This window comes from Klebsiella sp. RC2 (assembly GCF_014192815.1).
GTDB lineage: Bacteria > Pseudomonadota > Gammaproteobacteria > Enterobacterales > Enterobacteriaceae > Klebsiella > Klebsiella variicola.
In genome coordinates this window covers 1-13447 of sequence record NZ_JACHYL010000003.1, presented here as the reverse complement: position 1 = coordinate 13447, position 13447 = coordinate 1, and the positions used below count along the sequence as shown (strand labels likewise).

General features: G+C 45.3%; 12 protein-coding genes. 4 read left to right on the top strand and 8 right to left on the bottom strand.

The genetic code is table 11. The annotated features are described in order from the left end of the window. Nucleotides 1–68: 68 nt before the first annotated feature. The 6 genes from FHW76_RS09625 to FHW76_RS09600 all read right to left on the bottom strand — a co-directional run bounded on the left by FHW76_RS09625 (nucleotide 69) and on the right by FHW76_RS09600 (nucleotide 7904). On the bottom strand, nucleotides 69–902 hold the full coding sequence (locus FHW76_RS09625) for a PRD domain-containing protein (RefSeq protein ID WP_183476595.1): 834 nt from the start codon (nucleotides 900–902) through the stop codon (nucleotides 69–71). Between the two features lie 23 nt (nucleotides 903–925). Then, complete coding sequence (locus tag FHW76_RS09620) at nucleotides 926–2386, bottom strand: glycoside hydrolase family 1 protein (protein WP_012541669.1); 1461 nt, start codon at nucleotides 2384–2386, stop codon at nucleotides 926–928. A 4-nt stretch (nucleotides 2387–2390) separates the two neighbouring features. Further along, nucleotides 2391–4259 (bottom strand): beta-glucoside-specific PTS transporter subunit IIABC, encoded by a 1869-nt coding sequence (locus FHW76_RS09615; RefSeq protein WP_183476593.1) that lies wholly within the window; start codon nucleotides 4257–4259, stop codon nucleotides 2391–2393. A gap of 270 nt (nucleotides 4260–4529) precedes the next feature. Next, nucleotides 4530–6125 (bottom strand): carbohydrate porin, encoded by a 1596-nt coding sequence (locus FHW76_RS09610; RefSeq protein WP_183476591.1) that lies wholly within the window; start codon nucleotides 6123–6125, stop codon nucleotides 4530–4532. Between the two features lie 843 nt (nucleotides 6126–6968). Then, complete coding sequence (locus FHW76_RS09605; protein WP_183476589.1) at nucleotides 6969–7460, bottom strand: DMT family transporter; 492 nt, start codon at nucleotides 7458–7460, stop codon at nucleotides 6969–6971. Between the two features lie 9 nt (nucleotides 7461–7469). Next, the gene (locus FHW76_RS09600) at nucleotides 7470–7904 is read right to left on the bottom strand and encodes a DMT family transporter (RefSeq protein WP_004151877.1); all 435 of its coding nucleotides are present in this window, start codon (nucleotides 7902–7904) and stop codon (nucleotides 7470–7472) included. A gap of 99 nt (nucleotides 7905–8003) precedes the next feature. On the opposite strand from FHW76_RS09600, the gene FHW76_RS09595 reads away from it, so the two are divergent. The 3 genes from FHW76_RS09595 (at nucleotide 8004) to FHW76_RS09585 (ending at nucleotide 10649) form a co-directional block, all read left to right on the top strand. Next, entirely contained in the window at nucleotides 8004–8939 is a 936-nt protein-coding gene (locus tag FHW76_RS09595) for a LysR family transcriptional regulator (RefSeq protein ID WP_038422584.1), read from the top strand. Nucleotides 8940–9191: 252 nt separating this feature from the next. Then, on the top strand, nucleotides 9192–9548 hold the full coding sequence (locus tag FHW76_RS09590) for an ASCH domain-containing protein (protein WP_165787458.1): 357 nt from the start codon (nucleotides 9192–9194) through the stop codon (nucleotides 9546–9548). Between the two features lie 201 nt (nucleotides 9549–9749). Beyond that, nucleotides 9750–10649 (top strand): hypothetical protein, encoded by a 900-nt coding sequence (locus tag FHW76_RS09585; protein ID WP_077270165.1) that lies wholly within the window; start codon nucleotides 9750–9752, stop codon nucleotides 10647–10649. A 461-nt stretch (nucleotides 10650–11110) separates the two neighbouring features. Here FHW76_RS09585 and FHW76_RS09580 read toward each other — a convergent pair whose 3' ends face one another. After that, nucleotides 11111–11911, bottom strand: a complete 801-nt coding sequence (locus FHW76_RS09580; protein WP_171831340.1) for a helix-turn-helix domain-containing protein — start codon at nucleotides 11909–11911, stop codon at nucleotides 11111–11113. Nucleotides 11912–12003: 92 nt separating this feature from the next. Between FHW76_RS09580 and FHW76_RS09575 the strand changes: the two genes are divergently transcribed. Further along, nucleotides 12004–12729, top strand: coding sequence for a type 1 glutamine amidotransferase (locus FHW76_RS09575; protein WP_038422586.1), 726 nt, complete (start codon nucleotides 12004–12006; stop codon nucleotides 12727–12729). Between the two features lie 232 nt (nucleotides 12730–12961). Here FHW76_RS09575 and FHW76_RS09570 read toward each other — a convergent pair. Then, nucleotides 12962–13447: NAD(P)-dependent alcohol dehydrogenase (locus FHW76_RS09570; RefSeq protein WP_183476587.1), on the bottom strand; the 486-nt coding region annotated here is incomplete at its 5' end.

Sequence of the window (13447 nt, the reverse complement as noted above, 5' to 3'; positions counted from 1 at the left end):
TCCAGAGTGAATCATCTTATCGCCATGGCATCAACCTCTGACCTATCTCCTGTTCCCAAACTAAAATTTCACTTTGAATATTTACTGAGTTTACTGATATGTATACCTAACCAGGTAAGTTCATCATTAGGAATAGCAATGGCGTAATTGCTTTTTATAAAGTCACGAATCACCTCAGCAACCACCATCGCTTTTGGATGGAAACGAATTAACTCATTATAGAAGTCGTCAGTTTCTTCTGTTGCAAGGCTATTATTTAATACCCTTTCAGCGAAATATCTTAAATGCGTAATAAATCTGGCATAGTGAATTGAATTCACATCAATATTTTGATTGAGTTTATAACGAACAATTTCAGCAATTCTGTTAACTAACTCTACTTGCTTATGTGCGTTAGTCTCATCAAATTGAAAAGTTGCATTGATAATATGAAAAGCAATGTGTACAGCCTCGTCATCAGGAAGACTCACCGCAAACTTAGCTGATACCAAATCTCTTGCCAGCTCGCCAATGCTATACTCTTTCTGATAGTAACGCTTTATTTCCCAGGTCAGTTTATTCGCAACGTTCGTATTTGTCTTACAGCGTTCAACAGCAAAATGCAAGTGTTCCGCGAGGGTGAATAGTAAAACTGAATTAAGCTTTTCGCTGTAATGAGCTTGAGCCATCTTAACAATTTCATGAGTGATCTCAAAGAAATCCGCGGGAATTGTGTCCGTTAGTGACAGATAATGTCGCGACTTGAGGGTATCCAAAGGCATAAAGACCTGTTCGACACTTTGCAAGTCGATAATTGTCCCTGGCTTGGTGTTAAAACCGATACCTTTGCCAAAGAGTATCATCTCTTTTCCGTCATTCTCAGCAAGCAGCATGCTGTTATTTAAGGACTTTTTAACTTTCATCTCAGTTCCCGCGGTAGCAATGATTAACTTAAATCAGTCCCGTTCGTCGCTATAACCTTGCGATACCAATAGAAGGAGTCTTTGCGTAACCGATTCAAAGAACCGTTCCCCTCGTCATCTTGATCTACATAAATAAAACCATAGCGTTTGGTCATTTGCGACGTGCCAGCACTAATAATATCAATTGTTCCCCAACTCGTATACCCTATTAAATCGACACCTTCTTTGACAGCTTCAATCATCTGCTCAAAATGCGCACGGAAATAATTAATACGGTAATCGTCATGAATCTTCCCATCAACCACTGTATCTTTTGCCCCAAACCCGTTTTCAACAATAAATAAAGGGATTTGATATCGATCGTAAAGCTCCAGTAGCGAAATTTTAAGCCCTACAGGATCTATTTGCCATCCCCATTCAGAAGCCGGTAGATGAGGGTTTTTTACACCCATGATAGTATTTCCTGCCGTGCGCTCTGCATCGGACTGAACAGATTCCGTGATGGACATATAATAACTGAATGAAAGGAAATCTACAGTATAGCGACGTAACGTTTCCAAATCATCCGGCTGCATTTTTATCTTGATATTCCGCAGCTCCAGGTCCCGCTTAATTAATGGTGGATATTCGCCTTTAATCTGAACATCTGAATAAAAATAGTTTTCGAGATTTTTTTTCAGAGTGGCTTCCACGTCAGCAGGATGACAGGTCAGTGGGTACGTTGTTAACTTAGTAAGCATACATCCGACCTGGCTGCCAGGTATCTTTTCGTGGCAGTCTCTTGTCGCTAAGGCCGAAGCAACAAACTGATGATGCAACGCCTGATAAATATCCTGCGTGCTTTCTCCCGGTAGACTTTTCTCTTCGCGGACACCCGCTGTCGTAAAAGGATGCCGATGAATGCTATCAATTTCGTTGAATGTCAACCAGTAACGTACCAAATTCTTGTAACGGTCAAAGCACACATTTGAATAGCGTACAAACGCATCAACAACATTTCGGTGGACCCAGCCATTATATTTCTCACTCAATGCTAATGGCATTTCATAATGTGAGAGCGTAACCAATGGTTCAATGCCAAGTCTGCGCATTTCAGTGAACATATTTTCATAGAACTGTAATCCTTTTTCATTCGGTTGCTCATCTTCACCTGTAGGGAAGATTCGTGACCATGCGATTGATACGCGCAGGACTTTTATACCCATTTCGGCAAAAAGCGCTAAGTCTTCTTTGTAACGATGATAAAAATCTATGCCTCTGCGTTTAGGGTAATTTTGATCATTCTTCCCCTCAAGCGCATCACTCACGTTTTGATCAGATACGGCCATATGGCCGGCATAATCGCTCGTGCTCAGATGCGCCTTATAGGCAACTGCATCTGCAACGGAAGGCCCTTTGCCGTCAACGTTCCATGCACCCTCTGCCTGATTGGCTGCAATGGCTGCACCCCATAAAAAATTCTTGGGAAGAATAGATTTCGACATAATATTAAGCCTCTTTTAATGAAAAAATATTAAACTGCTGGAGTGTATTGGTATGATCGTTCGACGGCTTCATCATAAAACGATCGCTATTGGTAATAACCATTATTACAACTGGGTCATAACCCGCTTTAGTTATTTCATCAATATCAAATTCGATTAATAGTTCACCCGCTTTAACGAGTTGGCCATCTGTAATTTTCGGGTGAAAGCCTTGACCGTTCATTTGTATCGTATCAATTCCTATATGAAAGATAACCTCTACTCCATGGGTAGTCATCATGCTGGCTGCATGGCCACTTTCGAACACATGCTCAATAACGCCATCGGCAGGTGCATAGAGTGCTCCCACCGTTGGAACGATAGCGATACCATCCCCCATGATTTTTGAAGAAAATACATCGTCGTTTACCTCTGTCAGGGGGATGACTTTCCCTTCAACCGGACTGGTAAAGGTAAAGTCATTCATTAAGACTGGATTAGCAGTGACTTCAGTCTTCTCAAATTTGGACATGTCCTCCTCTGCATGGGGCGTTGTCGTTTTTTCTTTCCAGAAGAATAATGTTGATAAAAATGCCAGGCAGAATGAAACAAGTGCGCCGATGATTGCATATATGAAACTGGTTGGATTATCCGGTGACGCAAAAATTGAGATACTGGCAAGGCTCGGCGCTACTATTGCATAAGCTGAGACCATCATAAATCCCATGAAGGAGCCACCGACCATTGCCCCCAGCATCACGGAGATCAGTACTGGCCTATGCAGTAAAGTAATACCGTAAAGTGCAGGTTCAGTAATGCCAAACAGCGCTGATATTCCAGAGGAAAGAGCAGTCCCTTTAAACATTTTATCTTTACTTTTTAGCGAAACGGCAAGGCAGGCTCCTGCTTCAGCGATATTGTGAGCTAAGGAAGCTGGGTTATACAAAGATTCTTTACCCGTTTGCCCCATTGACATTATGGCATAAGGGAGGAAAGGTTTATGCATACCGGCCGCTACAATAAATGGCAGTCCGCCCGCAAGTAAGCCTGTTGCGATGAATCCAAATTTGCCATGCATCCAAAGGATCAGATGCGTTAACAGAGAACCCATTTCAAAACCTAATGGTCCAAGGATAAGCAATGTGACGGGGACCGTCGTAACCAGCGATAACATGGGCGATAAGAAACCACGTAATGCATTAGGCGTATAACGATTAAAAAGAGATTCCGTTTGTGCATAAAAAAGAACACAAAGAATTGCGGGAAACACCTGCGCTGCATAAGAGACGTTCGTAATATCGAAAGTCATTAACGTTGCGCCTTGTTTTGCCAGGGTAGTAAATGTGGGCAACAACAAGACTGAGACAGCAGTCAATGCAACTAATGGATTAACTTTAAGCTTATTCGCAGTAGTGATGGCGATAAGTAAGGGTAAAAAATAAATAGGCGCGGTTCCGATGCAGTCCAAAATTTGATATGTCGAACTGTCTTTAGTCAGCCATCCAGCCATATTCAAAATAATTAAAATGGATTTCAGCACGCCGCCACCTGCAATTGCAGGTATGAGTGGTTGAAAGATACTGATAACAAAATCAATCAACCATGCATTCCATTTTTTCTTGGTTACGGGTTTCTGTTTCGCGTCAGCATCATTAGCCATTAACGATCTAATCGCATCAAACACTTTAACAACGTCTTTGCCAATGACTATCTGACACTGCACATTTGTCACGACACCCATTACCTCAGGTAATTTTTTGAGGTCAGACACTTCAACTTTAGCATTGTCATACAAGCTTAAGCGTAATCTGGTTGAGCAATGTTCAATGTGTTCGATGTTGCCTGCTCCGCCGACTAATTTGAGAATTGTACGCCCAGTATTTAGATGATCCATAAGTTGCCTCATGAGCAAAAAAAAAGACCTGAAATTCTCACCCCAAATGAGGGGGAGAATTTCAGGTCTTGCCTGCATTACCAGTTACACGCCTGTACTACATATTCGCCAACAATATACTATATACATAGTTACAGGCAATAAAATTAACCCATCTTTTGTCAAAATGTGATAGTTATCACATAATAATCCTCGTAAATGACCACGATATAAAAACCCTCCCAGGAGTATTTTCTTCCTGTATTATATTTCCTTTATATTAACCGATAGTTACCACCACACCTCAGCCTGAGCGCCAATAGATAATTGATCTTTTTTATTATCGTTGAATGTATAATTCGATATCTCGTTTTGGTTTGCCCGGATATACGTTGTATAGAACCGAATTTCTGGCCTTGAGGTTAGGATTGATGTATTAACTTTGAGCGCATGATACAATGTTGTTTTGTAACCGGATTCACTATATGTCTGCTCTTGAGTTTTGTTATCCTGTCTAAACCATCCGAGTTCTACCCCGGTCTGGTTGAATTTATCCCAGATATAAGCGGGACGGATGACACTTCGATAACTTTCAAAATCTGTATGAGCACCAGTATCATAGCTAAATATATCATTACCATTTGAATATGCTAGTGCGTGTGCAACAATAGTGTTTTCCGTGGGGTAAAATTCCCCTTGAGAAATTATTCTGAATGCCTTGCCATTTGTGTGATTTCCATAATAATTATCACCACTCCCAAATGTTGGGTTTGCTCCAGAAATTTTTGCAAAAGAACTGGCAATAGAATTATTGGCAGCTTGCAGGGTTAATTCGTCATAACCCCCTGCGTCAAACTTCTGCCTTAAAATCGCACCTACCAGCCAGGCATCTTTTACATGATAATACTGACCATCAGCCTCCCCTGACTTCACGACGTCTGATTTGTTTGCCATGTTATAGCGCCCATCTAGTTCTAATGATGCCTTATCCCATAAGGGAATTTCACGATAACGTATATCAAGCGCATTCGTATTGATCTGTAATGAATTTCCTGATGTATCATAATCAAGAGCGCGCGCGTTCAGGTCCTGCCGCACTACAGCAACGTTAAATTTGCCTGGACCCATTTTCCAGTTTTCTATACCGAGCCCTGCTCCGCTTTCTGTTCTGACGCTTTTCCAGTCAAGCATCTGTATCTCATACTTAGGCAGATAGTGCTTACCTACCCAAAAATCAGCTTCAGGGGCAAAATTAAGAAATCCCTTCGTCGTGAGATAGATATCAGAAAATTGTAAGTTACTCTCTGTATCCTTATCAAAGACTGCATTGTTGTATTGCTCACCCACATTACCATCCAGCATAACAACAGCATGTGCAGTTTTACCATCCTGGTCGTACACTTTCTGCTTGAGTTGAAGATCGAACCATGATGTATATTCATTGCCGAAACGGCCAAGAGATCCAATAGCATATTCTTTTGGCGATCCATGATTAGCCGTTCCCCAACCAGAACGGAAATAGCCATTGTACGAAAAACCAATATCGTTTTTAACAAAGTCACTAATTTCTTTCAACGTAAGATCATTATTAACTTTAGTTGTGGCACTATTACCTGTTTGGTTGCTATTACTGGATGCTACTGCAACAGTTGAAGAGGCAGAATTTGTTGTTGGTTGAATCTTTTCATCTGCTGAGCTGACCGGGTTTCTGTTTGTTTTATCAGCTTGCTTATACCTGGTTAATTCTGCTTTTGTACTTTTTAATTCTGCAGTGTTTTCCTGGAGTTGTTTTTCAAGCAAAGCCAGTCTCTCTTCCACTGTTAAACTCTGTCCATAAGCATTGCTGAACATGGCAGAGATAAGGCAAAATAGAATAGTCTTGTTCATATTTTAAAATTCTCATGTAGATTACAGGGGTAAAGCGTATATTAAAATAAAATCATACCTCACCTTCCCAGGGTAGAAATATATATAGTAAGCAAGCCTATTTAGCCTGATCATTTCATAGCTATTTGACTCCAGCGAAATGGATCGATGCTTAACATTAATATTGAGTTCTGAAATGAAAAATTGTTTTCAAAAAAATTATTTGCTTCTTGTCACTCCTTTAACTGTGCCGATTCGCAACGTGAACGGAGACTTCTCTTGTCTTATCTCGTCACAACAGTTCTGTTTTTACAAATGAACCCAAATGACTGCCCTGCCCGATAAAAGTAAGCTTGACGCTATTTGGATTATCCGGAGTAGTGTTTTTCTTCATTTAAGCTAAGCTGTCGTCGGGTAGAACCATGTTCAATATGTTCAAAATTGCTTGCCCCGCTGTTCAATTTACGTATTTTCTGCGCTGTTTTTTTGGAATCCATTTGCCACCCCAGAAGCAAAAAAAAAGACCTGAGATGAGCAATGAATAGGTCTAAATTCATCGCTCATCTCAGGTCTTGCCTGTTTTACCAGTTACACGCCTGTCGTTCTGCCCGTGTATTTAAATATTTTGTAGGAGGGTTTTACAATAGCTTACTTTGGATTTTTTTTAAAATGTGACATGTCTTACAAATTTCAACCGTTGCCGGATGCGAATTAAACGACGTTTCTCAACAGCAAAAGCGGGATAAACCCTACCCGCACCGGGTTTCTGTCCCTGTAATATGCCCAAGGCACCGCTGTGTAACACCTGAAGAGTGTCAGGATATTTCTGGCACTCTTCAGAGAGAACACCTGAACTGGCCGGGCTTATGTGTTAGCGTTCTCCTGCTGCCGGGGAGTTTTCGCCGTTGCGGCTTTTGACTTACTGCTGGAGTAAATGAAGAACAGCGCGATACCCAGGCAGACAATGGCGCCGAGACGGCTCATCGAGAATGGAATCGACGCATTGCCAAGCCAGCCGAAGTTATCGATCAGCATGCTCATGGTTAACTGGCCAAAAATGACAGCGACCGTAGCCACTGCCGCGCCAATACGCTGGACGGCCAGTACCATAATAACGATATACGGTACGCCAAACATTGCGCCCAGCAGCTGCCATTTAGGCACGTCCATCAACGTCAGGGTGTGTTTGGGTTCGAAGAAGAAGATCAGCAGCCCCGTCACCAGGGCGCCGATAGAAAATGTCAGGAACGCGCTTTTGAATACGCCGACCTTGCTGCCCAGCTGGCCATTGATAGCCGCCTGGATACTCAGCATGGCGCCACCGGCGTCGGCGAGCAGAATCATGATAATAGTCATAATGTTACTTTACCCCTGTGCAACCATAACCAGCGCTGCAATGATGAAAATCAGCGCAATGATACGCTTACTGTCAATTTTCCGGCGCGACGTACCGAGCAGACCGAAGTGATCAATAATCAGGCTCTTGAACACCTGGCCTGCCAGGATGCCGATCATAGTCATGGCGATGCCGATTGCCGGCGTTACCACGGTCAGGATGATGACGTAAATCGGCCCAAGCACGCCGCCAAGTAGCTGCCACGCTGGTTGCGCAAAGAATGACGGGCTGTTACGCGGGCTGAAAAAAAGCATCAGCAGGAAGGTCAGCGCCGCGCCCACGCCAAATATGCTGAAGGTAGCCCAGAGGTCACCGACCTCCCCACCCAGTGGCCCGAGCAATCCTGCCTCTATGGACAGTCCCATGCCTCCGGCAATGACGATAAAAATCAATATTAGTTGCATAGTAATCTGTCTCCCAAAGTCCAGGCGGAGAAGATTACGACTTAACATGGATGAGAAAAATGCCATAATGAGATAAACACCTGTGCAGGATATGCATTAATGAATGGCCTTGGGAACATCAGTATTCGCGCCCTGCTGATTTTTATAGACGTTTATGAAACGCAGAATTTCTCTGTGGTGGCCCGGCGGGAAGGGATATCGGCCTCTCAGGTATCACGCGTCATCCATCAGATGGAGGATGTGCTCGGGCAGCAGCTTTTTTACCGCAATACCCGGGCTATAATTCCGACGGAAAGCGGCCATCTTTTTATCCGCTATGCGCGTGCGATGACGGGCAGCATGGAGGAGGCGCGGCGGGAACTCAATGAGAGAACGCTTGAGCCTTCCGGAATGGTCCGCATAAACGCACCGGTGTTCTTTGGACAGCGCCATGTCGCACCCGCGTTACCCGGCCTGACGGAGCGATACCCGAAGCTTAGTATTGAGCTTACGCTGACGGATGATTACATCGATCCGCACCGGGAGCCGGCTGACGTGATTTTCCGGATTGGCGTGCTGACGGATTCCGCCTTTCATGCGCGCGTGTTTGGCCAGCAGTTCTATCATCTTGCCGCGTCACCGGATTACATCCGCCGGCACGGCATGCTGGGATCACCCGAAGAGCTCGCGCGACATCAATGCCTGGTCTATCGCGGTTCATCAGGACCAAACCAATGGCTGCTGCGCAGGCGCGGAGAGGAATGGGTGCACTATCCCGTCTCGCCCCTGATGTCATCGAATAATGCGGAAACCCTGCTGATTGCCGCACTCGGGGGGATGGGGATTGTGCTGTTTCCTGACTGGCTGATTGGAGACCGGCTGAAGAGCGGAGAGCTGGTCGGACTGCTGCCGGAACTGGATACATCCATAAAAACGGAGCCACAGCACATCGCGGCAATCTATCCGAATGCCCGCCACCCTCCACTGAACGTGCGGGCGATTATCGATTACTACCTGGACGCGTTCGGTTCACCGCTTTACTGGCAGTCTGAATAAGACAGGCGACTTTATGGCTCGTCTTGAAGTTAACTTACGTTTCTGGCACAGAGCAAACGCGTTAAATGCCCTTAAGGTCTGTTTTGAGCGAAGAACGGACCACACTATCTAAAGAAAGATATCGCTGATAATGTTGGGACCGCTCTTGTTAAAAAAGGTATGCCATTTCTTTTCATTGACGATAACGAAGGGATTTTCATGGTTGAGGTTGAGGAAATAAAAAAGAAGTATCCCAGCGCAGACGCCTGGCAAATGGGTGACAGTCCGGAGCTGGCTAACGAGCTTGCGGAACTGATCAAAAAAGGGATCAAAACGGCCTCTTGCGGATCTTTTGCCTCTTACCAGCAGGAAGAATCTGCTCCGAGGATAGGGAGTTATCACATTATTCTTGATGGCCAGAATGTTCCAGTTTGCGTGATCAGACTGATTTCGATGCAGCTGGTTCGTTTTTGTGATGTCACAGAAGCGTTCGCCCGCAAAGAAGGTGAAGGCGATTTAAGCCTTGAATACTGGAAGAGAGAGCATCAGAGATTTTTCAGCTCTGAAGGTCATTTTTCTGAAGATATGGAGTTGATCGCAGAAGAATTTGAAGTGGTTGAAGTGCTGTGAGACAAGGTCAACGGGTTGACGTTTTATCACTGACCACTGATAACACTGTTCGCTTCTGGCGCGGAGCGGACAAGCTGTCGAGCTAAAGGTCCGCATTGAGCAAGGAGCGGACGTGCCAGCTATAATTGGTAATAAAATGAGAGTAGAACTATTCTGATTTGTTTAAAAAAACATTTTTACATCCAAGGGTAAAATATTTTTATGCTATCTTACATGCTATCTCAATATGCCAGGCTACCTGTGCCTGAAGTTACTCTACGTTCATGGTTAAAACAATGGTTGTCAGAGCAGGAATCGAGGTGTACAGACAGAAGTTTCTCGGCGCGATTTCCCTGGAGAGAAACTGGATTATGTCAGGAATATTTTTTACAACGAAAACTCAAAATTGATGGAAAGCAATTTCTTACTGGCCCCCGTTATCAGGGCGGAAATATTAACAAACCTTTTATTGATATTGTAGGTATGGATTCTGACCTAAATCATACTGCATTAGAACTCATTAGTAAGGAATGGTCACAACTCAGAGCTCAGTATGTCCGCATTCTTGTGCCAGGCCAGTCCTTCCCGCAGGGTATTCCCGACCAGTATATATATGCCACGTCTTTTTCTGAACCCCCTGAATTCAATGATAAATCTCTTACTTTGCAAGTGGCGACATACGAAGATTTTGACTGGTGTTGTCAGGCTCTGGGCGATGCCTATAAGCATACATGGCAGACAGTTCGTGAACTGTCTGCAAGTAATTTGGTAGCAGTTGATGACGAAGAGTTGTGTGACCATATTTCTGAGAGAGAAGTATATATTATCTATGAAAACGATGTTCGCGCCGGGTTGCTAATATGCCAGAAAGGAAACCTCGCTTTTCTGAGAGGATATCGTATTACTGACAAAGTAATACTTCCTGCTTTTCGTGGTCGATCATTGTCGGCCCGAGCGCAACGCCTGCTGTACCGATTATTAAATCATTCCGATTCGGAACTATCTTTGTATATGGGCACAATTATTCCGGAGAATATCCCCTCGATGAAAACTGCAGAAAGAGCGGGACGAACTTGCATCCTAAGTTATCAATTTCTACCCATCTGCAGAACCCACGATTAGCATCAACGCTAATTTATCTTCAGCCTACTTCCGCTTTTGGCACACAGGGGATGTCCAGGGCCCGGGAGTACTCACCTGGACGCATTAATGGGCAGGATGTGATTGTTGCGCAGGCTATCATATGGCCTGAGGTACAGCAGAATCAGGCTTCGTAGCAATGAGTCGGCTCACAGCGTCCGGAATCCACCCGGTGCCGTAAATCACCGTAAGGTCTGTCATAAGGTAATTTCATCACGTATCGCGACACCTTTTTTCTTCACGCAGGCCTTCTCTTTCACGGTTTGTCAGAACTGTGGACCGCAGTAATCTCCACTCCGTGCTTTAATCAATGAGAGTGTATCGGGTGCAAATTAAACTACCTTTCTCAACAGCAAAGGCGGGATACCCCTACCCTCGCAGGGTTTCTGCGTCTGGTAATATGCCCATGACAGTCTCAAAGACCGCTTTGAGGGTTTCCCGGTTTAAGGCACAAAATCGCGTGGCGTTGACCCCAGAATGCAGCGAAAAGCAGCGGTAAATGCCGCCGGGCATGAGAAACCAAGCTGGTAAGCGACCTGTTTGATTGGAACGCCGTTCGCGAGAAGATCCAACGAAGCGCAAATTCTGGCTCTCTGCTTCCATGTTCTAAAACTAAAGCCTGTATCCTTCATAAACAATCGGGAAAAGGTCCGTTCCGACATGGCCGACATAAAAGCCAGCTCGCTCAGCGATGCCTCCCAGCGCTGATTGACCAGTAGCGATCTGGCCGCGCTAAATAATCGCTCATCATTCGGCATGGGAAGCGCCATCGTTAAAGGTGGAGCCTCGCTGAGAATTTCCAGAAGCAACAAAGCTATCTTCCGTTGACTCGGTCTGGCGTAGTCCTCACTGAACAGCCCAGCGATAAGCTCTTTGACTAACGGCGTAGCCGTGATCACATGTACCTGCTGACTCTTCGTAAAGCTCGTACATTCTGCGATAAGGCTACTGCTGAAATAGATCGCCCTGAGATCAGTTTGTGAAAGCAGATGGTAACTATGGATATGCAAAGGCGGTAGCCATAATGCCCGCTGAGGAGGGATCACCCAACGGTCGCTCTCTGTTTGCACCAGCATAACCCCTCTGGTGGCGAAGAGTAGCTGCCCCTCAACATGATGATGGGGAGGATCTGCCTCGCCGCGTTGATAGCTTATCGCAGTACTGGACCAGCCTGTGGCCTCATCATGTCTTGGCGCTTTATCTATACTACCTGGCATTTCAGATTTAGCCCCTGCCATTATCATATCGGAACTGGAACCACCCGGAGTAGAGCCTTAGGCAATGGGTGCGTGACTTATCATTCTGATCATCAAAGATATTACAGGAGCTTATCCTCATGCGCGTACACTTTATCGTACATGAAAGTTTTGAAGCCCCGGGCGCATATGAAACCTGGGCAATAAACCAGGGTCATGATGTAACTTACTCACGCGTCTATGCGGGCGATCGGCTACCTGATGACGCCGTAGGCATCGATTTTCTTATCGTTATGGGCGGTCCGCAAGATCCGGACACCACACTTGAAGCGTGCCCGCACTTTAATGCTAAAGCGGAACAGGCGCTGATTGCTTCCGCGGTTAAAACCGGTAAGGCGGTGATCGGTATCTGCCTGGGTTCACAGCTAATCGGTGAAGCGCTGGGCGCGCCGTTCTCTCATAGCCCGGAAAAAGAGATTGGTAAATTCCCGATCACATTGACCGAAGACGGCGGGAAGGATGAGATGTTCTCTCACTTTGGGAAAACACTGGAAGTGGGTCACTGGCATAACGATATGCCAGGTTTGACGCCGGGGGCTAAAATTATTGCTTACAGCGAAGGCTGTCCGCGGCAGATTGTTGCCTATTCAGACCGCGTCTTTGGTTTCCAGTGCCACATGGAGCTCACATTGGACGTTGTAGAACGGCTGATCGCTCATTCTGAGAAAGACCTGAGCCGTGCAGCAGAATATCGTTTCGTTGACACGCCGGAAGCGCTCCGGGCACACGATTACAGTGAAATGAATCAAGTACTTTTTGGCTTTTTGGATAAGCTGGAAGTACGTTACAAAGCAGCGCAAGCATAATGTCATGCTCGGTGAGCTTGCCATCGGTTTTGATTTTAATGTCCGCTCCTGGCACAGAGCGGACAAACTAACTGATTTGAAGGTCCGCTATGAGTGAAAAACGGAAGTTCGTAAAACGCAGACAATATCGAGGTGAGGCGTTTAACTGCAGGAAATCATCATCGACGAACAAACCTGTCTGCTCTTATGGCATAAGCCCCGGCCTTTAGTGGGCACCAGGGCTCTTTCTGCTTCAATTCATCGTGATGACCACTTTGCCAGTATGTTGCTGGCTTTCAAAATATCGCCATGCTTCAACAGCATGTTCAAACTCGAATACCCTGTCTATAATCGGCTGAAGCTGACTTTTTACCAGCGCCCGATTCATAGCGATAAAATCCTCGCGGCTACCAACACTGAAAGGTCTTACAGTTGCGCCACTTTTGAACAAAGTCATAAAATCGACTGATGCACTTCCCTGTGCAACAAAGCCCAGCAGAGCAATTTCCCCTCCCGGCGCTGCGGAGAGTAAAGACTGATTTAAGGTTCCCGGCCCGCCAATTTCCACAATACGGTCAACCCCCCTGCCTTGTGTCAGTTCCCGGACTTTTACTGACCATTCAGGATAATGTTGGTAATTGATCACATGATCGGCACCAAGCGCCGACAATAGCTGTGCTTTTACATCATTTGACGTTAACGCAATAACGCGTGCCCCCATGATTTTGGCGAACTGCAC